The organism is Gluconacetobacter entanii (genome assembly GCF_013155425.1).
Taxonomy (GTDB): Bacteria; Pseudomonadota; Alphaproteobacteria; order Acetobacterales; family Acetobacteraceae; genus Novacetimonas; species Novacetimonas entanii.
Genome location: NZ_JABJWD010000087.1, coordinates 20,697 through 45,027, shown reverse-complemented (window position 1 = coordinate 45,027; position 24,331 = coordinate 20,697). Strand labels below are relative to the sequence as shown.

The 24,331-nt window shown below is 58.1% G+C and carries 21 protein-coding genes and 2 pseudogenes; 9 read left to right on the top strand and 14 right to left on the bottom strand.

Annotation, left to right across the window (positions count from 1 at the left end):
- The first annotated feature begins 116 nt into the window (after window positions 1-116).
- From HNH97_RS14565 to HNH97_RS14540, 5 genes are all read left to right on the top strand, one after another.
- Complete coding sequence (locus tag HNH97_RS14565) at window positions 117-2,690, top strand: hemagglutinin repeat-containing protein (protein WP_265176036.1); 2,574 nt, start codon at window positions 117-119, stop codon at window positions 2,688-2,690.
- A gap of 198 nt (window positions 2,691-2,888) precedes the next feature.
- Window positions 2,889-3,263, top strand: coding sequence for a hypothetical protein (locus tag HNH97_RS14555; protein ID WP_171791358.1), 375 nt, complete (start codon window positions 2,889-2,891; stop codon window positions 3,261-3,263).
- 39 nt (window positions 3,264-3,302) lie between these two features.
- Window positions 3,303-3,599 (top strand): hypothetical protein, encoded by a 297-nt coding sequence (locus tag HNH97_RS14550; protein WP_010511920.1) that lies wholly within the window; start codon window positions 3,303-3,305, stop codon window positions 3,597-3,599.
- On the top strand, window positions 3,599-6,817 hold the full coding sequence (gene mobF, locus HNH97_RS14545) for a MobF family relaxase (RefSeq protein WP_171791357.1): 3,219 nt from the start codon (window positions 3,599-3,601) through the stop codon (window positions 6,815-6,817). The genes HNH97_RS14550 and mobF overlap by 1 nt, the downstream gene beginning before the upstream one ends.
- A 626-nt stretch (window positions 6,818-7,443) precedes the next feature.
- Window positions 7,444-7,929 carry a MucR family transcriptional regulator gene (locus HNH97_RS14540; protein WP_171791356.1) on the top strand — a complete coding sequence of 162 codons (486 nt, stop codon included), beginning with the start codon at window positions 7,444-7,446 and terminating at the stop codon, window positions 7,927-7,929.
- A gap of 387 nt (window positions 7,930-8,316) precedes the next feature.
- Here HNH97_RS14540 and HNH97_RS14535 read toward each other — a convergent pair whose 3' ends face one another.
- A complete protein-coding gene (locus HNH97_RS14535; protein ID WP_171791355.1) occupies window positions 8,317-9,861 on the bottom strand; it encodes a Fic family protein in 1,545 nt (514 codons plus the stop codon).
- A gap of 306 nt (window positions 9,862-10,167) precedes the next feature.
- Between HNH97_RS14535 and HNH97_RS18305 the strand changes: the two are divergent.
- A pseudogene (locus HNH97_RS18305) lies at window positions 10,168-10,441 on the top strand (MucR family transcriptional regulator); the annotation flags it as partial.
- Between the two features lie 34 nt (window positions 10,442-10,475).
- On the opposite strand, the gene HNH97_RS14525 reads toward HNH97_RS18305, so the two are convergent.
- The 11 genes from HNH97_RS14525 to HNH97_RS14475 all read right to left on the bottom strand — a co-directional run bounded on the left by HNH97_RS14525 (window position 10,476) and on the right by HNH97_RS14475 (window position 20,538).
- Window positions 10,476-11,081 (bottom strand): hypothetical protein, encoded by a 606-nt coding sequence (locus HNH97_RS14525; RefSeq protein ID WP_081749555.1) that lies wholly within the window; start codon window positions 11,079-11,081, stop codon window positions 10,476-10,478.
- A 227-nt stretch (window positions 11,082-11,308) separates the two neighbouring features.
- The gene (locus HNH97_RS14520; RefSeq protein ID WP_112210239.1) at window positions 11,309-12,613 is read right to left on the bottom strand and encodes a DUF1173 family protein; all 1,305 of its coding nucleotides are present in this window, start codon (window positions 12,611-12,613) and stop codon (window positions 11,309-11,311) included.
- The gene (locus tag HNH97_RS14515) at window positions 12,610-14,952 is read right to left on the bottom strand and encodes a type IV secretory system conjugative DNA transfer family protein (protein ID WP_171791354.1); all 2,343 of its coding nucleotides are present in this window, start codon (window positions 14,950-14,952) and stop codon (window positions 12,610-12,612) included. Before HNH97_RS14515 ends, HNH97_RS14520 begins: the two co-directional genes overlap by 4 nt.
- A 3-nt stretch (window positions 14,953-14,955) precedes the next feature.
- Window positions 14,956-15,561, bottom strand: coding sequence for a hypothetical protein (locus HNH97_RS14510; protein ID WP_112210243.1), 606 nt, complete (start codon window positions 15,559-15,561; stop codon window positions 14,956-14,958).
- Between the two features lie 10 nt (window positions 15,562-15,571).
- A complete protein-coding gene (locus HNH97_RS14505) occupies window positions 15,572-16,717 on the bottom strand; it encodes a secretion/conjugation apparatus DotM-related subunit (RefSeq protein ID WP_112210244.1) in 1,146 nt (381 codons plus the stop codon).
- Window positions 16,714-17,223, bottom strand: coding sequence for a lytic transglycosylase domain-containing protein (locus tag HNH97_RS14500; protein ID WP_007396178.1), 510 nt, complete (start codon window positions 17,221-17,223; stop codon window positions 16,714-16,716). The genes HNH97_RS14505 and HNH97_RS14500 overlap by 4 nt, the downstream gene beginning before the upstream one ends.
- Window positions 17,220-17,642, bottom strand: coding sequence for a hypothetical protein (locus tag HNH97_RS14495; RefSeq protein ID WP_039998253.1), 423 nt, complete (start codon window positions 17,640-17,642; stop codon window positions 17,220-17,222). Before HNH97_RS14495 ends, HNH97_RS14500 begins: the two co-directional genes overlap by 4 nt.
- Complete coding sequence (icmT, locus tag HNH97_RS14490) at window positions 17,639-17,887, bottom strand: IcmT/TraK family protein (protein WP_010511855.1); 249 nt, start codon at window positions 17,885-17,887, stop codon at window positions 17,639-17,641. Before icmT ends, HNH97_RS14495 begins: the two co-directional genes overlap by 4 nt.
- Window positions 17,887-19,050 (bottom strand): type IV pilus twitching motility protein PilT, encoded by a 1,164-nt coding sequence (locus HNH97_RS14485; protein ID WP_007396180.1) that lies wholly within the window; start codon window positions 19,048-19,050, stop codon window positions 17,887-17,889. Before HNH97_RS14485 ends, icmT begins: the two co-directional genes overlap by 1 nt.
- Entirely contained in the window at window positions 19,047-20,087 is a 1,041-nt protein-coding gene (locus HNH97_RS14480; RefSeq protein WP_039998254.1) for a type IV secretory system conjugative DNA transfer family protein, read from the bottom strand. Before HNH97_RS14480 ends, HNH97_RS14485 begins: the two co-directional genes overlap by 4 nt.
- Window positions 20,080-20,538: a DotD/TraH family lipoprotein gene (locus tag HNH97_RS14475; protein ID WP_025811685.1), complete on the bottom strand. Its 459-nt coding sequence runs from the start codon at window positions 20,536-20,538 to the stop codon at window positions 20,080-20,082. The genes HNH97_RS14480 and HNH97_RS14475 overlap by 8 nt, the downstream gene beginning before the upstream one ends.
- Window positions 20,539-20,864: 326 nt before the next feature.
- On the opposite strand from HNH97_RS14475, the gene HNH97_RS14470 reads away from it, so the two are divergent.
- Complete coding sequence (locus tag HNH97_RS14470; RefSeq protein ID WP_007396668.1) at window positions 20,865-21,254, top strand: hypothetical protein; 390 nt, start codon at window positions 20,865-20,867, stop codon at window positions 21,252-21,254.
- Between the two features lie 210 nt (window positions 21,255-21,464).
- On the opposite strand, the gene HNH97_RS14465 is transcribed toward HNH97_RS14470, so the two are convergent.
- Window positions 21,465-22,625 (bottom strand): pyridoxal phosphate-dependent aminotransferase, encoded by a 1,161-nt coding sequence (locus tag HNH97_RS14465; protein ID WP_171791360.1) that lies wholly within the window; start codon window positions 22,623-22,625, stop codon window positions 21,465-21,467.
- A 211-nt stretch (window positions 22,626-22,836) separates the two neighbouring features.
- Between HNH97_RS14465 and HNH97_RS14460 the strand changes: the two genes are divergently transcribed.
- Window positions 22,837-23,208, top strand: a complete 372-nt coding sequence (locus HNH97_RS14460; protein ID WP_171791353.1) for a helix-turn-helix domain-containing protein — start codon at window positions 22,837-22,839, stop codon at window positions 23,206-23,208.
- A gap of 105 nt (window positions 23,209-23,313) precedes the next feature.
- Here the strand turns inward: HNH97_RS14460 and HNH97_RS14455 are convergent.
- Window positions 23,314-23,826, bottom strand: a pseudogene (locus HNH97_RS14455) (transposase); the annotation flags it as partial.
- 137 nt (window positions 23,827-23,963) lie between these two features.
- On the opposite strand from HNH97_RS14455, the gene imm45 reads away from it, so the two are divergent.
- Window positions 23,964-24,293, top strand: coding sequence for an Imm45 family immunity protein (imm45, locus tag HNH97_RS14450; RefSeq protein WP_171791352.1), 330 nt, complete (start codon window positions 23,964-23,966; stop codon window positions 24,291-24,293).
- The last annotated feature ends 38 nt before the right edge of the window (window positions 24,294-24,331 follow it).

Sequence of the window (24,331 nt, the reverse complement as noted above, 5' to 3'; positions counted from 1 at the left end):
CCACGAACTGTTGCCATGGAACTGGAAACCCGTGAATACACTGCACAGACAGGCCGCATAATCAAGGCGGCCCAGAGCGGCCGGTTACGAAGGATGCGACGGTCACGGGATCGTCGGTGTCATTCAATGCGCTTGAGGATGTCGCCACCCAGACCCAGACGCACAAGTCACTGTTCATCGGCGATACCACGGGGCTCAACCCGAACTCGGTCGTGGGGCAGATGGTGGATATCGCCCTGTCTGCCTCCCAGGCGAGTGGCAAGGATAGTGGGAAGCTTGCGGCCCTGGATGGTGCGCAGGCGGCGATGACGGGCGTCTCGACCGGGGTCATGGCCAGCATGAAGGGCGGGATTACACAGGTGAAATCCCTGTCGAGCCTGTTCGAGGAAGGCAAGACCCCAAAAGGCAATATCGACCTGATTGCGGTGCAGTCGAATATCGGCTTTGACCTCGAGAAGTCGAGCATGACGCTGACGACGGGCACGGTGCAGGGTTCGACGGCGGCGGCTGGCAACACGCTGGCCGTGACCGCGACAGGCGGTGTGCCGACCGACAGCCAGTCGGGCAATATCGTGGCGACGGCGTCCCAGCTTTCGGGCCAGGACGTGACCCTGACCGCGCCGGGGCAGGTGGCGCTGCAGGCGGGGTATGACACGACGCACGAGGTCGCCAGCTCGAAATCGATCGAGGCGAGCGTGGGGGCTTCGGCCAGCATCGGCACGAAAGGGGCCGGGGTCAGCATCGAGGGAGAATTCGGCGCCTCGAAGACCAACACCAATGCCGCGTCCAGCACGGCGGTGGACAGCACGGTCAGCGGCACGGACAACGTCACCATCGCCAACGCGACCGGCACGACGACCCTGAACGGGGCGGAGATCAGCGGCGGGTCGATTGATGTCGCGACGAAAGACCTGACCATCACCACGGCGCAGGACACGTCGGGCTACAATTCGAAGACCACGGGCATTGACGCCAGCTTCTCGGTCCCGGTCTGGGGCGCGGGTGACATCGGGGGCAGCGCGAGTTTCAGCCACACGACCGTCAAGGACAGCTATGCCTCGACCGAGGCGACCCAGTCCGGGCTGTATGCGGGCAGTGGCGGTCTTGATGTCACGGCGAGTGGCACGACGACCCTGAACGGGGGAGTGATCGAAAGCACGGCGGTGGCCGCGCTCAACCAGCTGTCCACGGGCACGCTGGTGGCCAATGACACCGCCGACCATGCCGACGCCACGGTGAAGACGATGGGCTATCAGGCCAACGTCATGAATCCCGAAGGGGCTACTACGGATGGAAGAACCGGCAGCTCCGCCACCGCGATCGGCGCGGGCATGGCGGCCAATGCCGGTGGCCTGCTGGGGGCTGCGACCCGTAAGGACGCCAGTTCGGTCACGCAGTCGGCCATCGGGTCGAACGTGCAGATCGCAGCCGGCAGCACCAGTGGCGACCTCTCCCGCTCGCCCTCCACGTCCAGCCATCCGCTGACCAACACCTTCGACGCCCAGCAGATGCAGAACGAGTTGCAGGTCCAGCAGGTCGGATCGCAGGTCGTGGGACAGGTCGGCGACATGGTCTCGACCGGTCTGGAGTCCGTTGACAAAAAAGCTTTTGGAGAAGGGGGCGTGGGCCGGGCTGGGCTTGAAGCCGCAGGTAACGCCGTCGGCGCCACATTAGGACGTGGCAACGTTCTGGGGGAGGCGGTTGGTGTCGCGTGGTCTCGAGCTTTATACAAACTGACTGATCCGATCGCGGTTTCGATGGCAAACAGCCTGTTTCTGGATGATCCCGATGCCCAGAAGACATTCGTCGGCGTCCTGACCAACAGCCCGGCTTCAGGAGAAGGGGCATTGGGCGGCATGATCGGCGGTGCGACTGCAGTGGGTAAAAAACGTGCTGGGACTGCAAGGATTAATGGAAATAAAAATGCTGTACCTGTTATCGTATTACGTGCACTATGGGGTTATAAAATGTCAGTATTTAAGAATGATATCCTAGCATTATGCCGGGAGGCTATTGAAGGGTATGATGGTTGGGAGTTCGTATCCGACCAGTTTAGGAATAAATCTCTAAAGCATACGACTTTAGTCGTCGAGCCAGGACTTCGGTTTGATCGGGTTGGCCCTCTGGGAGAAGTAATGCCTTTTCCTGTGCTATTTCTAGATAATAAAAAAACAATGCGGCTATATAAAAAAATATTAGGAACATCTGTCCATACATCGCGCGTAACGTTCTCGGACATCAGAGGCTCGCTAAACATGTTGCCAGAATTTTTGCAATCTACGCCACGGTTTATTCAAAATAGAGCGATGTTTATAGAAGCTGGAGGATCAGATAAGCCGTATTGGCGTGACGCAAACGAATTTAAAGACGTGATTAAAAGAATATTTCTTCAAGGCGTTGCATTCTTTGAAAGTCATTATAATTTTAATAGTGAAAAAGACATGCTGGAAGAGCTTCCTGCACGGTATGCCGTAACAGCATCTGGAGGGTATAAAGAATACGAGCAAGAGCGTGGAGTTATGCTTTGTATCGTTCGGTGTATCCTTGGTGACTTCGAATTTGTTAAGCGTTATCGAAGCGATGAATATAAGACTGTATTTCCAAAAATGACAGAAGATTTAGATAAAATCATAGCATGCCTTCCCCAGATGAAAAAATCATGGCAGGAAAAGGGTTGCGTCTCCGTCTGAGGTTGCTTTTAACATAACGTAGCGGTCGTTAATGGAAATGCACACAATTAGGCACAATTTGCAAAGTGCCTACATGAATATTGCCCTCCTGGTTTTGGATTGGCGATGTAGACGTGCCGCTTATCCGAGTGGCAAACACGTAACAAGCTGGCTTCGATGGTGATGCACAGGCATCGACGACGGGCGTGACGGCCGACGTTGGCGCAGGCGTTATGGCAGGTCAAGTCCGTTTCCGACCTGTTCGAGAAAGGCGACACCGCCAAGGGCAACATCGACCTGATTGCGGTTCAGTCCAATATCGGGCCTGACCTCGAGAAGTCGAGCACTATGCTGACGACGGGCACCCTGACGGCCAATGACATCGCCAACCATGCCGACGCCATGACGAAGGCGATGGGCTACCAAGCCAACGTCTTGAATCCCGAAGGAGCTACGGACGGTGGGGCGGGCGGGACGATAACTGCGATTGGCGCGTGCATGGCGGCCACTGTCGGGAGCGTGCTCGCGGCGGCGTCTTACAGGATGCCTGTTCGGTCACGCCACGTGCGATCTGATAGCGTTACAGTCGCGTGATGCTACGTGACACTTTCCCATGTTCTGACGTGGGAAGCGATGAAGATGAGCGAGACAACCGGGAGACGAGGCATATCCCCAGTCCGGGGCGACGACCTATGGGAACGGCTTCGGGCTATTGAGGACAAGCTATCCCTGATTATTGAAATCCTCTCGCCGGAAGATTCCGACGGGCCCACGCTTGATGAGATTCTCGGCCGATTGGTAACCTTGATCGCAGCCCAGAACCCTATGCTCAGACGTATTGATCTTACAACCGGCAGGGTGCTCGATATTCAGGAGGGCAGGATGCCCCGCTCGGCCCGGCCCAATGATGAGGATGGAGCCGATGCCTGATGATGACGTTCCGGAAAATCTCGGCTGAGAGCAGCGGTCGGCTGATCACTGCCTATTTCACGCAGGAACTGCCAGATCCAGAGCACGATTTCCGTACCCAGCCTGGAAAAGTGCCTGACGCGGATGGTGGCCGACTGACCAGCTATTACACCGGTCGCGATGGGCGGGCCTCGTGGCGACCGGGCATGCGACCCGAGATTGCAGCGGCTCTTGGCATTGATCCGAAGACACCACCTAAGAACGCGCAACTCAATCGCCTGTTTGAAGCAAAGAGGGCCGATAATGGCGATGACTGGTCAAGGAACGCCCGCAAGATCAGTGCCTATGATCTGACCCTGGCGCCACACAAATCAGTTACGCTTGCGGCCGAGTTTGCGCCGACCGAGGCCGAGAGGGCAGCCATCTGGCACGCCATTGATCGGGCAAACGACGCCACCATGCTCTATGTCGCGCGGGAAATCGGTTTCGCGCGGCGCGGTCATGGGGGCGAAGACGGTGCCAACCCGGGCGAGGTCGCCTGGGTGTCATTCCGGCATGATACCGCGCGCCCGACGGTCGAGGCGCGTGACGCGGAGACAGGCCAGACCTATCTGATCGATACGCCAACAGGCGGCGATCCCCATGCCCATATCCATAATGCCCTGTTCAATGTCGTAGTCACGGAAGAGGGACATGTGGGTTCACTCGACACGAAGCGGCTGCGATCGCGCGTTCACGAATTTGGAGCATATTTCCAGGCACAGCTCGCTGATGAACTGCGCCGGATCGGCATCGCCCAGCAATACGATGCGAATGAACAGGCGACGGTCATCTCGGCCGTGCCGCAGGATATATCGGATTTCTTCAGCAAGGGACGACGCAACGTCATCAGGGCGGCCAAGGAGTACGCCGCGGCGGAAGGAGCGGACTGGGCGCATATGCCGATCGACCGCAAGCGCCGCATCCTGTCCATGGCCGGCCTGGCAGCCCGGCTCGACAAGGACAAAGGTACGAGTGACCATGAGATATGGCGCGAGCAGGCCAGGCGTCTTGGCTGGGAGGAAAAAAGTCTGCTTGGCACGCCAGCAGCGCCTGTGGGCACCAGGGAACAACGATACGATATTGCCTACCGTTTCGCTGCCCGTCATCTCGCAAGGGAGTTTGAAACAGCCGCCGTGATCGATCACGACAAGCTCAGAACGTATGCTGCCCGGGGCCTGATCGGCACCGGCATCGAGGGTGGGGTGAAGGACATCGATCATGTCGTGGCCCTTATTGAACAGCGTGGTCTTGAACTCGGCGGGGAACGGGTCTCGCTGATTCAGGAGATGCGTGGCGACCGGCTGAGGGTGACGAATTCCGCGCAGATCGCTATCGAGGAGGACCTCGCGATTCAGGCGGCTCGTGCTTCAGGAGACCGGAGCGGGGCGCTGTCGGACCGCCAGATCACAGAAGCGATCGGACGATCGCCGCTTGACTTCGCGAGCGAACATGGAAAGACGCAAAAGGCTGCGATCTACGCTCTTGGCCGGGGCGGCGCGCTCTCCATGCTCACCGGCGTCGCGGGTTCCGGGAAGACGGCCCTGCTGTCTCCGCTGGTTGATGCGTGGAAACATGATACGCGTTATGACACGAATGGTCGCAGGGTTATCGGGATTGCCAATGCCTGGCGCCAGGCAGACGCATTACGTGAGGCCGGCATCTTTGACACAAGCGCTATGCTGCCCTTTCTGGCGCGGCTGGAGAGGGGTGACGTCGATGTGGATCGAAACACGGTACTGGTGATTGACGAGGTCGGTCAGGTCGGCCCACGCCAGATGCTTCGCCTGTTACAGGTGCAGCGTGATACTGGTTGCACGATCAAGGCGCTGGGTGACCACGAGCAGGCGCAGAATATCGAGGCAGGGGACGCCATCGAGATGTTGCGCCGGGTCCTGGATCCGGAAGATATGCCTGAACTTCTGTCCAGCGTCCGGCAGGTATCTGCAAGAAATCGCGAGATTGCTGATCTGTTTCGTGGCGCAGAACCGGAAGAGAGCGATCTGGAAGCCCACGAGTTCACGGGGGCTGCGGCCAACGCGCATACGGACGAGGAAAATGATGACGACGTCCGTAACAGGTTCCATCTGAAGGAAGTCCGGGATGCGATCGATATGAAACGGGCGGATGGAACGATCCGTCTGGTCGGCGGCGACCATGAGGAAGTCCTGCAGGATATTGCCCGGCTGTATGTGACGCGTCGCGATGCCCTGGTCGCCGACGGTGCCGGCCTGCGGCGAGGCCGGACCAAGACGATCAGCATGTCGGCGCTGACCAATCAGGATGCTGCCGATCTGAGTCGTGCTGTCCGTAAAATCCTGCAGGAGCGCGGCGAGATCTCGACGCATGAAATCACCGTGCAGGCTATTGATCAGCGCGGCGAAACCTATGATCTCGCGATCGCTACGGGCGACCGGCTTCGGCTGTATCGTCGGACATGGGGCAGCGTGGATGGAAAGGGCGCCACGGTTGGAAATAACGGTGATGTGGTGGAGGTTCTGGCTCATGGCGATGCGGGGCTTCGCGTCCGCACGAAGGAGGGGCTTGTTGCTGATGTTGAATGGCGGCGGTTTCGTGATGTGAAGACCGGTCGGGTGTTGCTGGGGTTCGGACATGCCATGACGATTGATGCGGCACAGGGGCTTACTTCAGATGAGCACATCAACGCCCTGCCGCGAGGCGTCGAACTGGCGACGGGATTTACCTCATACGTCGCGGAAAGCCGGGCGCGCGGAACCACATGGACCATGATCTCCGATGGCGCGACGTTTGAGGCGGTCCGGAACCAGAGGGCGCTTGGGGACACGACGCCCATCACCAGTGACGATCTGTGGAATCATGTGGCAAAGAAAATGGCGCATAAACCATATAAATCATTGGGCACGGATCTGGTTGCCCGAACCCGCAAGGCCCGGGATGCGAGGATCCGCGAACTGATCGCGCTTGGGCGCATGCAGGAGACACTGACGAAGTCAGGTCGCCCCTATGGAAGGGAGATTATTCTGGAAACGCAGGCGCGGCAGGCCGAGCGCTTGCATAAGGCGCGTCTGGCCGAGATCGACGCCAGGCTGCAGGTCATGATCAGGAACGCACCAGCGGTCATGACGGGTGCGGAGCAGACGCTTCGGAGCCAACGGGCCGCCCAGGTGCTGGGCAGGCGTCCCCCTGTGCCATCTGCGTCGCCAGGCGCCGCCAGCTAGAGCGTCCGGCTTTCTGCTGTTCTCACCCGTATCTGGATCCCGCTGACAGTGTGCCATACCGCGACAACATCTCAGATCTGACGCACGCTTTGGTCATTTGCGCAACGAAGTCGGCTGAGTATCGTTAGGGAGGCGGCGAGCAGTAGATAGCAGGTCAATGATGCATGATGTGTCTTTCCGGGGAGATCCTGATCCGTTCGACTGTTGGTTGAAGAAGGAGTTGCGTACTCGGTTCAATGATGTTGTACGCGAACCGATCCCTGAAAGCCTGCTATGCGTTATTGGTCCAACTGAAGCTTCCGGGCATGTTCACGCCTCAAGACCTTCCTGGACCGAAGAGGAAGCTGTGTCTGAGTGTTCTGCTGACACCGGATCCAGATGATCTCTTATCGCAGATATGGCGTCTTGATGCTGGGCGGGAAACGGGTAACAGGATTGCCGTAGAAAGCAAGAAGTGTTGACGGTCAGATGAAATACAGATGAGCAGGCGCAGGATCCTATCGGATATCTGCTCAAGAGCATACCAGTTCTGCAATCTGCCAAATCCTCGAAAACGTCGAGGACTATTCCCAATAGCGGTGCTATATACAGGGCCACAGTTTTTTCGTCTGTTGAGGTGATGGACAATGCCCGAAGAACAACAAAGACAGCTGGCGCTGACCGTGGAAATCATAACTGCTTATGTATCGGAAAATAAAATATCGCCGGACGAACTTATCAGGCTGATTGGGACTGTTTACAATTCATTGTCCGTCCCGACTGCTTCGGGCGTAAAAGAACAGATACCTGCCGTTCCCATCAAGCGGTCCGTATTTCCGGATTATATCATATGTCTTGAAGATGGGAAAAAGCTGAAAATGCTCAAACGGCATCTGCAGGCATCCTATGGCATGACGCCTGAAGAATATCGGCGGAAATGGGGACTTCCATCTCATTACCCTATGGTCGCTCCCAATTACACAGTACGCCGATCGGAACTTGCAAGAGAGATTGGGCTGGGGCGGGATATAATGTCCACTGCCACCAAATCTGGTGATGAGGGCGCGACGGATCCTACATTGTCTGACAGGCCGCAAGGACGTCGCCGGGGTAGAAAGAAGGCCATCCACTAAAAGGGGAACGCGCCGCCGACCGGGCGGCGCGGCGCTCTGCTGGCTCAGGAACGCGGCAATATACGAAGGCAGAACTTCTTCGCTACGTCGTAGGGTGCCGACAGCGGCTGTTCCTGTTTGACCGGACCATGATCCAGTTCGGGGCGTTACGTCGATAAATCCGGACGAAAGATGCTTTTTATACAATCCAGGTTGCGGATCGCGATCCTAAGCCTTGCGTTATGCACCTTGTGGAAGAATTCAGTTCTCAGTGAAAATCCATAAGCGATGTCTACAAAGTTGTGCTCTCACGAGGGCAGCCTGCCTTTTCCACTCGGACAATCCTTTTGCAGATCCCATGTCTGGTGACGGACAACTTTCTTCTTGTCACGGGCGGTCCACGTGTAGTCATTCAGAGAATGAATGCCTCAGCGCCTCAGAGATGGCGTTCCAAAGCGTGAATTTTTCGATCATGGGATATTCTTTCTGAATCTTGCCGCTGGGTATGAAACGAGTATCCCGTAATGACCTGATGATGCGGTCGGCATCCATATCCGGCATTTCAACAAGCTCCTTGAGTGCCTGCCGGGCATTATGGTGCGACCGGAGATATATGGCTTCCTCTTTCATGTGGTGCTTGATGGTCATCTCTAGTGCTGCGCTGAGATAGATAACGTGGGGGGCGAAATTGATATAGCGCCAGGCCGGTCTTGCCAGATCAGGGCTTGAGAAGTCGAGATTGGATTTTATCCCATCAGGATAGGTCTTCATGTCACGATCGAAAGAGACATGATCCGTGATCTGTCGCATCAGGGGTTTTGAAACCCTGTCCAGAATCTGGTCGTAGTTTCGCCTGCTCGTCGGGTCTCCAATGATGGTGGCTGAGATGGGAAGGATGATCTGGTCGGGGATGGCGCCGTCCCGCCTGAGAACGTCATTTATCAGGAACCGGTGGACACGGCCGTTCCCGTCAGAAAGAGGATGGATGTAGACAAACCCGAAGGCTGCCACGGCGCTACGCATGACAGGAGACTGTCCTTCAGTCCTGTCGAGGAAAATTTTTAATCCCTCAAGCATATCCGCTACGTCGTCTGCGGGAGGCGCGAGGTAATGAACAACATTCTCGTACCTCATCATGTATTCTCCAACGAATACCGGAGACAGTCGCAAGCCAAAATGCTCGGTTATTGTGACGTCACCGAGGATGTTGCGTTGCAATTCGGCAAGGTCAGTATCTGTCAGGGGGACTGTCCCTTGCCCGGTTCTCGTGGCGAGTACGTGGCTGAAGCGCTGGATCCGGTCAAGTTGATGCTCCTCGCCTTCAATGGTGAAACTTGCCTTGCTTTCACGATTTGTCAGCCACACTGCGGCCCGGGCAAGCATGCTCTCACCGAACTCCTGCACCAGTTCACCGTAACCGGCAGATACGTCCGTCTCCGCAGCCGTCTTGAGTTGACTGGAAAGCGGGATAAAGGGGCAAAAAAAGCGGTTCCCGGGCATGTTGTCACGGACGCGCCATCTGCTGACGTTGCTCGTTTTGTCCGGAGAAGCTGTTACCTGAAAAGATGCGTCCAGTGCGAAGACGTAGTTGCCGCCGAGGTCGACTGGCGGCACGAGCGTTTGTCCGGTGACGAACTCAAAGAGAAATGACGCCCGTCTGGCATATTGCCCTGTCGGTGCACTGTTTATCCACTCCTGGACAAAACCTGGTCCGGTCTTCGCAAAAACGCGCGCCAGCAACTCAAGGCTAGTGGGTTCGTGTCGCAGATGAAACTGCAGATGTGCGGCTGCCGTGTCGGCCGGACGCATGTTTTCGGGATATGTCTCGATGCTGTATAAATTATGATGACTGCTCGACCGGCGACTGCCAAGCTGGCTTTTGACAGCCAGTCCACCGAATGGCTCTGCATCATATTTCAGCGCGAGCCACATACCGCCAATCGGGTCTGCCATTGGAATTAGATTCCTGCTGAGTTGTCCAAAACCGTTTATTGATGCTTAAAATCGCATATAAATGGTGCCTTGTGTAAAAAAATATATATGGACAGCCGTGGCCACGCGTATGCTTCCGTCACTTCGTCTTTGTGATCAATAATTCCCACTCGCTGAAGCGCCCTCACGGCGTTGATTTTCACTGAGAACTGATGGTACGGATCAACTGCGGCGTGATGGATTCCTCCACTGGACAGTCAACTCTTCAGCATCCTCCCAGGACCACTGCGAGCCGTCCACACCATCAGTTCTCAGTGAAAATCAACATCCTATGGCGTGACGCTTGAAGAATATCGGCGGAAGTGGGGACTTCCGTCTCATTATCCTATGGTCGCTCCCAATTACACAGTGCGCAGATCGGAACTTGCACGAGAAATCGGATTGGGGCGAGACATAACGTCTGCTGCGACAGAATTTGATGATATGGGCAACGGAACCGGCATTGCCAGAGAGGTCGCAGGAGAAGCGTCGGGGCAGAAAGAAGGCCATCCACCAAAAGCGGAGCGCGCCGTCAGACGAGGCGGCGTGGCTGTTCTTTTGATTCAGTCATGATGATGAACAGACGGCTGTCTACCTTATATCCCGACGCTAGAGTCCGGCAGACGAAAGATTCCTTTTATACAATCCAGATTGCGGATTGCGATCTGCGTGTGTGTCTTTTCCCGGAAGGCGCTACCGGGATAGAGTTCGCCGCCTTCCTGGAAAAGGCCGCGCACCGTATCATAAGGTGCGAGATGAGACTCTGGGGCTTCAATAGAATCGTGAAGATACCTGATAACAGCGCAGTCGAGGTTACGAAAAAGTTTATCACTATTTACGTCGTGCCGGGAATCACGGTTCACCGGCATCGGTATATCATCCGTGCTTAATGTCTCTCGCAGGCCTTCATAGGCGGTCTTGAGCATCTCCAGGTCTTCGCGTGTCGTTAAATCAAGACAGTTGCCCAGATCTACGACCAGACCAATAACGAACGGTTTGAAACCGGAATCCCTGCGCTGTTTCTGATATGCCCATTCTTGCGCACGTAACGGGTCGGACTCCCAGACATAGAAACCCGGTCCAAGCCAATCGTAGTCGGTCTCCGACGGAGTTGGTGCGCTTTCTCCGTTAATCAGTTTCCGGCCGACCTCTTCAGAACAACCATGATAACCGAGTACAAAAGATGTATGAAGAGCTGTCAACGCAGTTACGCTTTAAGCATGCCCTCAATGCGTGGGTCACGCGTGTACTCTTTGGTAACCGCGCCTTTGCTATCGATAATCCCCATTCGCAGCAAAGCCGCATGGGCTGTCCGCTTGCTCTTCGTGTTCGCAAGGGTCTGCTTTCTTATTGCTGCCAGAGCAACCTGATGGGAGTTCAGCTTCATGGTGCTACATATAAGGCAGCCAAGTGAAGAAGTCACCCTGTTTTATCTCAGCCTGCCTGATGGAAAAGGCGGCATCCGGCTCCCTGTTGTCGCATCCCATGACCACCATCCACCTGCTCCGAAGGTCGCGTCGTAGTAGTTTTCTTTTTCGGCTCGTCTGGTAGTGTAGGCCTCGTCCGTGCGACCGAAAACTTCCATTGGATATCCGTCACTCCGCGCGGTGTCCTGCAAGATGAAGTCGGGAAAAACGAGATCCCGTTCTGCGTCGAAACGTAGTGGTTTTTCGAATGCGCGTCCCGCTGCCACGAGGGCATCGGCTACCGCCAGTTCATGGCTGCTTTCGAAAGGAAGCATGCTGCGAGAGACGGTCATCAGGGCACCGGTCCTGACTTCCGCCTGGATCCAGCCCCTCCACCGGCTATTGTGCGTTCCGATGTTTCGTGCCGTCACATAGAGCAGCGCTACAACATGTGCCTGCCGCGCCGCTTCGGGCAGGGCGAGCGTGGCTGCCGCCAGCTGGTGCGACCGGGCAAGACGGTTCCTCTCGGCCGCAGGCACTGTCAGAAAGCAGCGGTAACCGTTGCGCTGGCCGCTCAGGGTCATGGTGAAATTGCCCCTGGGATCTGGTTCCAGAGCCTCCACGAACCCGATCAGGAACAGATGGTTTTCCTTTCCTTCTGTCCTGACAATGGCATGGAAACGCCGTCCGAACTTTTCATGCCCTGGGGCAACAGGGCAGAGAAGATCGGAGATCAGTCGGCCCTGCGCCCGGATCCGGGTTCCGGCAGAGGCGATCCGACCCAGGGCCGCTGTCGGTGTGCGGTGTCTGGCAAATTGCGGCCGCCATTCGGTCAGCCCCGCCCGCTCCCACAGGAGATGGAGCAGCCCGAGAGGCGTCATCCGGCGCTGTCGCGCCTGTCCGGGCCGATCTGAAGCAGGCAGCGGCGTGTCATCGACTGGCCGGGGTGGTCCCTTGCGGCGCAGGCCGATCGACAGGGTCACAGCGACATCCCCATCCTCACCCTCGCGAATTACGCTATTTACATAGCTGGCGCGCCCACTTTTCTCCGGATCAGGCTTGTAGAAGGGGCATGTCTTTTCATGAAGTGGCCCTTCATTTGGCCATACGGCGAGGTGATAACTGTGACTGTCCGCCCGGTAACGGATCTGTAGAGGCAGTGAGGCCCCGCGATGCTGGCACAGGCATCGCGCCTTGTCAGAACGCTCCGCGCTCCAGCTCTCATCATATTTTGCCTTCAGGCGGCGTCCCCAGCGCTCCGGGTCGGTCCGGCGCCATTCGAGCTGGAACCTTTCCCCGCCGGGAAGGATGATGATCGTGCCCGTCATGCCGAGGTTTTTTCTCGCAATATCCTGATCTGGGCGAGGATTTCCTTTTCGGTCATTCCGGTGCTGGCCGCGCCCTCCTTCGGTGCGCCTTTTGTCATAGCGTCCCTGACACCCAATAGAAGCAGTGCCTGACGCCGGGCTACACCGGGCTGCCGGTCCACGCGGCGTTCAATAGCCTCCAGGCGTCCAAGCAGGTGACCGTCGATGGGAGGTATGGTGCGGGGCGGTGTCCGAAAACCGGGTTTCGGGATGGAGGCAGCGTCACGCAGCATATAGGAAAATGGTGTCAGCATGTCTGTTCCGGCTGCATGCTCATTCTCTTCATCGTCATTGGCGGTCGCAACCCGGCGTGGTGCGGCGGCGACTGCTGCACCAATCTGTGCAAAATTGCGCAGGATGTCTTGAGAACCTGAACCGAGGCGGTCGACTGCTTCCTCGAGTGCGCGAACATCCGGCTCGTCGTGTACGGTGGTCAGTTCAGACTGAAACAGACCGCCTTCGATTGTCGCGAGGAGGGCAAGCAACTGCTGGTCCGGGGGCACCCGATTCAGGTCCAGCGGCGCTGCAAGCATGACCGGCTGGGCCATGCGGATCGCGCCTGACCGCCCATTGACGGCGGCAAAGAACGTCTTCGAATGGACGATGCGGCCGACATACATCGTTATGGCCTCGCCCTCGATGAGTGACTGAAGGTCTGCCCAGGGAATACGGGCGACTTCCCGGACTTCGGCACCCCGTCCTTCCCGGTAACTGCCAGCCGAGTTGCCTTCGAAATGCGTGGCTTGACTGACCTCGATCCGATCGGACTGCTTTTCGATCCACTCGCGCGTGCGCATGGCATCCTGCAGGCGCATGGCGTGGGTGAGGTTGGCGTTGCCGAGCAGGGTAAAGGCTTTGTCGCCGATGCGTGTCGTAAGACCCGGAAGATCCTGAAACCCCAGCCAGAACATGCAGTTCAGGCCGCGTCCCATGGCCAGCTGCCGGTCCATGCCGTCCGTGACGTAGGCGGAGAGTTCGTCGTAGAAAAAATGGAACGGCGCGTCGCCGCTGCCTGCCTTGAGCTTGAAGACCTGCTCGGCGGGGCCGTCAAGGCGGGCGCCAAGAAGCTGGGCCATGACGCCGCGACCGGCCGCGACCACGATCTTGCCCAGTCCGGCCAGCGTATCCGATGAATTCTCCAGCGCGGGCAGCGTGACGACGAGAATGCGGCGGTTCAGCACCACATCGCGCATGTCGATATCAGGGATCTGGGCACGGAATATGTGTCCGAGACTGACGCCAAGCTGTGTGAAGACCCGGGTGAAATACATCTTGGCGTAGCCATGCTGCTCGCTCGGTTTGTTTTCCTTCTGCTCATTCCACGCCAGAGAGGAATCATATCCCGGCAGTTCGCCCAGATAGGCCTGGGCCGGATAGAGGATATCATCAGGAATTTCGGGAACGCTGATCTCGATGGGGTGATCGGAGCCGGGATTGCGGATCAGGAACACACGATGCCGGGCCAGCGTGCCGATCCAGCGCAGTTCCATGGCGTAGCGCATGGTCTCGATGTTGATCGGCACGCCGTGCGTGTCGCGCATCCAGGTCAGCACTGGAGCGATCGTGCCGGCAAGGCCGACAGCACGGTCCCGAAAGACGCCGTTGGCGTCGTTGCTCGACGGCTCACCAAGCTGGCTGACCAGCATTTCACGGATGGCGTCGGCATTGCCGGTTGCAAACGGATTGAACGTATTGGACTGGCGAATGCCGCTTGCGGTCAGAAAATTGAGATTGAGCACCTGGTCGTCCAGCCCGAAGCGGCGGGCAAGCGCCAGCACATCGCCGTGGACCGTGTTGTCACCCTTGCCGTCGATCAGGATGAACCCGGATCCATGCGCGAGAGGATTGGCCAGCAGGGAGATGGCGGATGTCGTTTTGCCTGCACCCGTTGTGCCGGGCACGGCGGCGTGCTGGCGCCCCGCGTCGGATGAAAGCCAGAGTTGCTGGCCGGTCAGTCCGTCCGTTCCAAGATATATGATGCCTGCCGCCGCCCGCGGCCGACGGGTTTTGGGATCAAGATCGTGTTTGTCCTTCAGGCCGGAATACCTGGGCAGATGAAAAGGCAGCACGGGCTGGCGGGTCATGACCCAGAGCGTCAGGCAGAGGGCGAGGGGAAAGATGATCCCGACGATCGCGGGAGCCAGCACGCTGAGCCCTGCCAGAATCATGAGGGCGAACCCGGAACTGCTGGATTGCAGCTCTTCGGCGATCCGGACCGTGAAGGGACGCGTGTCGCGATAGGTGGAGCCGTGTTTCAGTTGCTGGTGGACCTGCGGTCCGCCGATCTCGCGCTTCACCATGCGTCAGTCTTCCAGCCCGAAAGGAGATTTTCCCGTGTCGATCGTGGGCGCCACGGGAGCGGTTGGTGCCGTGGGGGAAACCGGCGCCGTCGGCGCTGTCTGCGCGCTACCTGGGGGTTGCGGATAAGTGATGACAGGCCGCTGCGCCATGATGCGTCGTGCGGCATCGATTTCCGCGCTCGCCGGGTGACCGTCGGGATTGCCGACCACATTTCCATCGACCGGCATGCGCGCGCCCGGCACATAGGTTGAGCGGACCCCTGGCGCGCCTTCGTCCGTCATGGGCGCGCCGGAGAGTGGGGGTAGAATTGCAGGCGGCCGTAGCATGCCAGTGGGCCCCGTGTCGGGAACGGCGCGGTCGGAAACCATGGCCTGACGTGTGCCGATGATCAGGATGGCGGCCAGCCCCCCGGCGATGAGCGCGGGCAACGCCTTTTTCAGGCGCCAGCGCCGTGCTGCTGCCGCTTCTGGTAAAGTGGCTGCCGCATCGTTCGTCTCCGTATGCCCGAAATCAGATCCAAGATGGAAATGGAGCGGCTGTAAGCCTGTCCCGTCGAGTTCAATGGTGATGGGCGCCCGGCCATCAGCGTGGAGGATGATACGGGTCATGGGAAGATCCTTATGCTTCGGGCATCGGGCGCAGGATGGCGAGTGCGTTTTCAACCGCAGGGATGTAGATCGGACGCTGGTAGCGCCGCTCTTCGCTCCAGTGCGCACGCGCGCCGGCGGCCTCGATGCGGGGATTGGGATGAAGGTCTTCGGCCGGGATTTCAGCAGGAAAGCCGAGTGAGTGCAGCGCGTACCACAATGATCGGTCGATAAGCTTCACGATGGCGAATGAGGAGGGTGCCAGTACGCCCGCCTGACGCCGGGCCTCGTGCAGCAGGGTCATGAGCGCGGTCACGCTCCATCCGCTGCGCTCGCAGACCGTATCGATACAGTTTGTGATTTCCTTGTCCTGCAGGGCAGAGCGGGCGCTGCGCATAACGGACTCTGGCACCGTGAGCGGCGCCAGCGGACCATGCGGACCATCAAGGCCGGCGTCGGCCAGACCGGCAGAGAGTTCACCAAGCAGGGCGAGGGCTTCTCGGCGCCTCTGGAGGTAGTGCATCGCAAAGGCAACGAGAAGCACCTGTTCGACAGGGGATGCGGCGTTGATGCTGGACCAGTGGCGGCCCAACTGGCGCGTGAACGCCTCGAGCGCGCCGGTTTCACTGTAGCGGCCCTGTGCATCGACAGCGAAGCGCGCGCCCCATTCGGCACGTGTCAGGGCCGGGTCCGCGGGCAGGGGGATACCATCCGTGGGCGTTACAAGCCTGTCCAGTCGGCGTCGGACGAAGCCTTTCAGTGTGGGAAACATTTCTGCCTGGACCGCGATCAGACCTTCCAGATCGAGCGCTTTCGCAAATCGGCCGGGGGCAGCACGCCACATGCATAACCCGCCCAGGAGGGCAATCACGATGGCCACCGGCCATTTCAGGGCGTTGCCCAGGATTGCAAGGCCATAATAAAGCTGGATCGCCCGCACCAGATCCGGTCGATATTGCGCGGCCTGCAACTGGACCTGCAGGCGCATCAGGTCGGGATTAGACGTATGCAGCAGGTTGATCTGCCCCAGCATGGCCCACAGATAGACGGCTGTGATCTGCGTATGCCACAGGCTCCAGGCCATGTAGCTGAACAGCAGGACCCCGACGATGATGATGATCGAGGAAAAGAGCAGATAGTCATCGCTGGATGACCATGGGACGCGGTTTGTGCTCATGAGCGATCATCCCTGCGGTTTCTGGCCATCATCGTGAGGGCGATGTCGTAGAAACGCCGGAGATAGGCATTGCCATGGCGTGGGGTATGAGAGTGATAGAATGCCACGGCCTGCCAGAGGTCGCCGTGTGCTTCGTGCATCGCCTGACCAAGGATCCAGGCGCCTGCCTCGATATTGGCGCACGAACTGTCGCGCAGCGCCGCATATGTTTGCGCGGGCGTGCTGTGCCATCGCCTCGCGATGCGATCAACCCATGTCGTGTTGACCTGCATCGGTCCGAGATCCGCCGTGCCGTTACCGTTCGGGCTGACCATTCCGGGGCGGCCGGCCTCGACATAGAGGAGGACGAGCAGCACGCCGCGGGGCACGCCGGAGATTTTTGCCGAAGCCTCCAGACAGGCTGCAATCTGGCGGCCATTTTCTTCGATGCTCGTGGCGCGGGCGGTCGTGCTGGCGACAAAAAGGGGAAACGCCCCGAGTGCCGCCAGAGCGAGGCGGAGGATCATGTCGCCCCCTGCAAGGTTGGCGCGACATCAGCGATCCGGCCATGGGCTTCGCCCCAGAAGTCGATCAGATGATTGAGGACCAGCGCGTCGTCCATCTCCGCAAGCCTCATCGTGACATCGATCAGACATAACATCACGACCGTAAATGAACCGGCGCGTACCTTGCGTACGGCATAGCCGAGCGCGCTGTCGGGCGTCCTGCTGACATCAAGGGCAAAGCCCGTTCCCGTCAGTTCCAGCCACAGGGCTTCGGCACTGATCAGGAAAACCGGCAGATAGGCTTCAGGGTGTGCCGCGTCAGCTGGTGATACGACCACCCTTTTTCCGGTGCCACGGTCCAGCAGTTCAATCGGCTTGCCGATTTCGGCCAGAAGCCGTGTCTGCGCCGCACTGATCGCTGCCAGGTCGATCGCGCTCATGAGAACCGCCTCCTTTGCCATGTCGGCAGGGCGGTGCGGACCGGCCCGATGAGGAAGCGTCGCATGGAGCGTATCGCGGCCGGCAGCGTCAGCCCGAAAAACGAGATCGTGCCGAAAAACACCACGCCGAAGACCCCGATCAGCAGGGTGGTGAGGCTCCAGTGTGTTACGGAGATGAGAATGGGAAAACAGCTGCGGGCATCGAGAATGAAAACCCGGACAGGATAGGCCGTTGCACGCCACATCACGCGTCTCTCCTTTCTTCCGCCAGTGCGGTGTCTTCGGTGATCAGATCGGCATCAAGCAGTTTGCGGATAGCCTTTCCGAAAGACTGGCCCTGCGCCTCGACCGCGTCGGCCACGACGTCCGGCCAGTCTGTCGGCTCGGTCCGGGTCAGCTTGCGGCGCAGATCACGATCGAAGGTGAGGAATTCGCGGATCGCAACACGCCCGCCGCCCTTGCGGGGCACAAGGCGCTGGTTGATGCAGAACCGGAGCGCCTGAGCGAGGGCCGAGACCAGGTTGTCACGTTCCGAGGGGGGACAGAGCGCGATCGCGCGCTGGATCATGAGGGAGACGCTGTCTGCATGCAGCGTCGTGCCCAGGATACCGCCCATCATGGCGATATTGATGGCTGCATTCATGGTCTCGCCGTCCCGACATTCCGTGATGATGCCATCGCTCATCTCGCGGCGTGTCAGGCTGCGGGTGAAGGTGGGAAAAGTCAGGGTAGGGGGGCGGATCTCCGTCTGGCTGATCCGCGATCCTGAAGGCGGACGCAGGTCGTCCAGCAGGAACTCGATGGGCTCCTCGCCGGTTGCCATGTCGCAGTATACGGTCGGGTCCATCAGTTTTTCGATGGCGAGCCCGAATTGCAACGTGGTCTTTCCGGAACCGGTTGCCCCACCAAACAGGACCATGCCGCTTTTGAGCCTGTTCGTGTCCCGGATTTCCTGCTCGACCATCTGCTGGTCAAGGCTTGCGGGCCGGGCGGGGATCGGACGCATGACGATGTGGACGCCACTGCCACGCTTGACCGAAATGGGTGAAAGATTGATCCGGAAACGCAGATTGACCTTGCGGTCCAGTGCCACGCTGTAGGCCGTATCGAGGATATGGCCGACACCAAGCATGGCCATCCCGTCAGAGGCATAGACATGGCCGACGATATCCGCCAGCGCAAGGGAGTCCGTCGCTTTGCATGTGGCGTAGCGGATCACGCCGTGCACCTTGATCGTGACCGGATGGCCGGTCTTGATGTCGATGCGCGAGGCGCCGAGGCCATGCGCCCAGCGAAGGAGGGAGTCCAGCCCTGGCGCGTTACGCCGTCGCTCCTCGACCCAGGCAAACGCTTTCCTGCCTTCATCCGGCCAGCGTTCGTCGGTCGTGACGGGGATGGTGATATTCATCGGCAATGCTCCGGATAACCGTAATCGCTTCCGCGCCGGACGTGGCCCTGAAGCCCCGGCTGGCTCGCGATCCGGATCGTGCGGTCATTGAGGTGGAGGGTGTCTCCTCCTCCCACGGCATCCTGGTGCTCGAACACGACGCGCGGTTCTTCGACGCGCCCGGCGTTCAGCAGCACCCGGTAGCGGGCCATGCCGGTAATGTCGCGCTGCAGGCGCGACAGATCGGAGAGGAAGATCTCGGTTGCCTGCTTCTCTCCGTCTGCCCAGCCTTCGGCCACCCACTGGTTCCAGTGTGACACTTCCGCCTTTGTGCGAGGCAGGGCCGCCGCTACCGGGTGATGCGGTTTGCCCCATGTCCGGACGAGATACGTGCGCCAGTCCGGGGGCGCGGATGTCAGTTGTGCCTCCCGGGTGATCTCGAAAACACATTCTGTCTCGTGCGCCACCTGGCCGGTGTCATTGAGCGCAAAGGCCATCTGTGCTTCGGTGACGATGGGGGGCTGCATGAGGGTCTGGCCGCTCCCGATCGGAAGTACGATCGACCGGAAATCATAAGTGGCGTCGAGTGTCTCCTCGTGGCGCCGCAGCATCTCGTTGATGGCGAATGCCCGGGCGGCCAGACCGCCCTGCGCGCCGTAAATATGCGCGGCTTCCCGAAGCTGGGCGCTTCGACCGGGTTTCAGGTCACCGCCTGGCTCGTCATTGGGGCGGGTATTCTCAAGGGCCTCAAGAGAGGGTGGCGCTTCGCCGCCGACCACCTCGTCGAGCGTCGAGGCTCCTGTCACCGGTTTATTGATGGGATTGGCAAGGGCGGGGTCAGCCCCGTCCACCTGATCCGCACCCGGCTGGGGCGGCTGTGGCTCCGGGACCAATGTGCCGCTGCGGGCCGATGGCGGGGATGGAGACGATGTCGGTAGCCGGACGTGCTGCCCCTCCTCAATGACAACCTTCCCCGTGGAGACAGAAGCCGCATGGGTCGGGCTGCCTGCGGCCGTCACGACGATGGCCGAAGATAGAAAGAGCGCCATCTTACGCATGCCAGGCCACCGTTATCGCGTGGTGAAGCGGGTCTACCGAGACCATGGCCTGATCTCCGGCCTGATCGCCCAATGTCCGAAGGATATCCACCACGGCGGCAACGCTGTTGGTCGCGACGCGCATTGCTCGGGGATGGCCGGTGACAGTCACGCTATAGCCAATCTCCTGGCCGAGTTTTGCGACGGCCTTGCCCAGCGGGCCGTCCCACACGAACCAGATCCGGCGGGTCAGGTCATCGGGGAGCGGGGGTTGGTTGGCAGATGCCACGACCGGAGACGGGCGGATGCTGCCAAGTTCACGAAGATCAGTCGTGGTCTCTGCTATTGACCGCTGCAAGGCCAGTTCAGGATTGGCCATGCCGGTCGTCGCAATGGGAGAAGGTGACGACAGGCTCTGCGCACAGGCGTTGAGCGCCATGGGCAAAAGAAAAATGAGCAGAGAATGTTTCATGAGCTTCTCCGGATAACGGAAGAAGCTTCGAAGATCATCTTGCGACTGCTGCAGCAAAAATTGGCTGCGTTGCTTTTTATTTCATGCAGGCCCCGAGAGCGGATTCGTGTCCTCTTTTGGGGTATGCTGTCGCCGGATTGACGCGCAGAATTGCGTGGGACAGGAGCAACCCTTTTCTGTTTTCGGCTCTGAACGTGAGGGGATCACCGGCAGCCATCCATGTTGCTGACAGTCCTACCAAGCATCTGATGTGCGCTGAACAATCTGTATCGATGGGACACAATGAGGTATGTCGATGATATGTAGCCGAGAGGGTAGATTGCAGGATGAAGATCATCAGAACGGCCATCGTGATGGCGATCATTGCAGGCACGAGTGCCTGTTCGTCCACGGGTGATGCTTCCATAAAAAAAACAACCATCGCGGAAGTTGATCAGAATATTCATGATGGTGTGACAACTTCATCCCAGGTGCGTCAGATTTACGGTGAACCGGGGCAGAAAACCTATGAAGATGGTTATGAGGTCTGGATTTATAGTTTTACGTCCGGCAGGGAGGATGGTCTTTCAATAGCGCAGGACGTAGTCGGGCTTGGCATGCTTGGAGAAAGATCAAATAACAAAAGCAAGATGCTGACTGTTGTGTTGAGTAACGGGATCGTGCTGAAGCATAGTTTTGCCACCTCGCATTTCAGTTCCAGCAGTGGCTTGAGGTAGTAATATCGCAGGCAGGTAATGGTTTGGTATCAATGTATTGATCTGGGTAAGGCATGCAGGCGGGGCTGACTATAATCAAGACGTGTGTCGCAGAACTTAAGTTGGAAGAAACCACCTGCATGGTCCGTAGTAGTGGGTCGCGGTAAGTGCGTATTCGCATGTCTCCTGATCAGAAACACAGCTATACGCGCTCCAGACGTATATCCCCCTTTAAGTCACTGCATTGACGGGTAAGCGGTCCTTTTGGTGACGAAACCATGGGACCATGCGGCGGATGGCTTCTTCAATCTGGTCCGTTGCGACCGCAAAGCTGAAACGGATGAAGTATTTCCCGTCTATGGGGTCGAAATCAATGCCCGGTGCTGTCGTAACACCCGTATCCAGCAACAGGCGCTTGCAAAACGCCATGCTGTCATCCGTCAGGTGCCGGATATCGGCATAGATATAGAACGCTCCATCTGGTGGCGCGATATGGCGCAGCCCCATTTCGGGCAGGGCACGCAGCAGCAGGTCACGATTGCGCCGGTAGGTTTCCATATGCCCTTCAAGCTCATCGCGGCAGTCGAAGGCGGCAAGGGCCGCGTGCTGGCTGAGGGCGGCGGGCGGCAGGAACAGATTACCCATTCGCGCGCGGGCAGCTTCCACCTTGGCTGGCGGGACAACCAGCCACCCCAGCCGCCACGGCGCCATGCTGAAGTATTTGGAAAAACTGTTTACCACCAGCGCATCGGGATCATATTCCAGAATACTGTGCGCGCGTTCGCCAAAACTCAGGCCGTGATAGATTTCGTCCGATATGATGCAGATCCCGTGCGCGCGACAGACGTCAACAATGCGCCGTATTTCATCAGGAGACAGGATGGTACCGGTGGGGTTGGCGGGACTGGCCAGGATCAACCCGGCGGGAGCAGGTTCAAGCGCGGCAATGGCGCCGGGGGTCAACTGGAAGCGTTCTTTTTCGCCACACGGAATTTCAACCGGTTCCATATGGAGCGAGCGCACGACATTGCGGTAGGCCACGTAGCCAGGTCGCGCCATGGCTACATGCGCGCCGGGCACAAAACTGGTCATGAGCGCCAGAACCAGCGCGGGTGATGCGCCACAGGTCAGGATAATCTGTTCAGGCCGGAGCGAAACGCCATATGTTTCGTCATAGTGCAGGGCGATCCGTTCCTTCAGGGGCTGGCTTTCCCAATAGCCCATAGGGTCGGTCGCCAGTACGTGCTGGGCGCGTTCGATCGCCGCGCTTGGCGCGCCGGTGGAAGGCTGGCCAAATTCCATATGAATGATGCTGCGCCCCTGCGCGGCCAGTTCATGTGCCAGTGCGCTGATGGACAGCGCGTGGAAGGGATCGATTGGCGGCACAGGCATCATGACCTCAAGGTGGAGAAAATAGACTTATAGGGCGATGATCGCCCTGCGACCAGAAACTGCCCTTGGAAATCAGGCGGCCTGCCCACCGTTTTCTACGCGACGTGCCATCTCCTACCAGGAACGTGTTGTGAAGGGCAGAGGCTAGAATTTGCAGAATTTCATATATGACGGTATAAGACACTTTATATGCCAAATATGAGTGACAGCAATGGGCTCACCAAAATCCCGCTCGGCTCTTGAACAACTGGGGCGTGACCTTCGTGGCGCGCGCCTGCGGCGCGGCATAGCGATAGCCGACCTGGCCGTTCGTGCCGGCACGTCAGCAAGTTCCATCGCGCGCCTGGAAAAGGGAGACCCGGGTGTGGGGATCGGCACTCTGGCTGACGTGCTTGTCGTGCTTGGTCTTCTGGACCGGTTGGCCGACCTGATTGATATCCGCAAGGATGATCTGGGACTGGCGTTGGCTGCTGAACGTCAGCCTCGTCGAGGCCGATCTTCTGCGACCACGTTACGCAGGCAGCAGGATAAGGCCACGCATGGGCGAGCGGATGTTATTGATATGGACGGTGCTTCGTTCTGATGCCTGATTTCAGTGCCCATGTCGTTCTTGGCAACAGCCTGACTCCCGTGTGTTGATTTTCACTGAGAACTGGGCTCTTCCGCAAAGTGTGTGGTGATTTTTGCGCTATGAGATTGGAAGTACACGTGCCCTGAGGAGTTCGAAGTCTGCTCCCCCGAACATGGTGCGCTTTATCATCTTCAATCGACTGATCTGTCGCTCAACAGGGCTGGTTGTCCACGATGTCACAAGAGAAGCCCGAATGGCTGCGGCATCCCGTTCAAGGGCTGGAACCAGACGGGAGAGCAGGGTATCCTTTCCGGCTTCCAGTAAAAGCCTGAGGTTGTCTTCTGATTTCCTGCAGAGCAGATTTTGCATTCTCCGCACCCAGCTGGTTGTTTTTCCCAGTTGGGGTTCTGCTGCAAAATGTTCCCTGACAAACAGGGTCTGCTGATCGGCAAGTGTTCCAGGATCCGTCAATAGGAGGCGTGCCAGTTTCTGTCCGAGGGGAGGCACAGCATGGCGTCGGGCGTGCTGTTGTGGAGACGCAGCCTGCCGTGTCGTCAACCATTTCCGCACGATCCCATATTTTCCGGTAAAGCCCAGACTGACCAGCTCCCGCCACAGTGTCGTGGCGTTATTCTTTAGATACACTGCATGGACGGTTTGAAGTCATACGATCAAGCGATGGAAAGCACATGGGAGAGGTAAATATAGACTTCAATCCTACCGGTTCGGCGGATAATTCAGGTAGGCATAACTTGAGAGTGAAATGAATGACAATTTTTCATAAAATAACGGAATATAATAAAGATGTATTTCGTGGGGGTGTAATTAGGCTTGTCGGAAGATATCCTTATGAAGAAAGAGTCGATTTTATGGTTTTTGATACAATGAACAAGGATAGGCCCTATGGCCTCATTGTAACGACTGGCTATAAATCTGGCCTTATAGTCTGTAAATTTCCGATAGAATGTGCTGGAAAAGAGGGAGGAGTAAGTATCGAATGGATTAAAAAAAATTGGGACGATTGGATTTACCCAGAATGTCCAATATCAGATACAAAAATTTCAGATGGATATAAAATAATAGATAGAGACATTTGAATTAATGGGTTTATTAACAAAATTTACGGTGTGCCTGC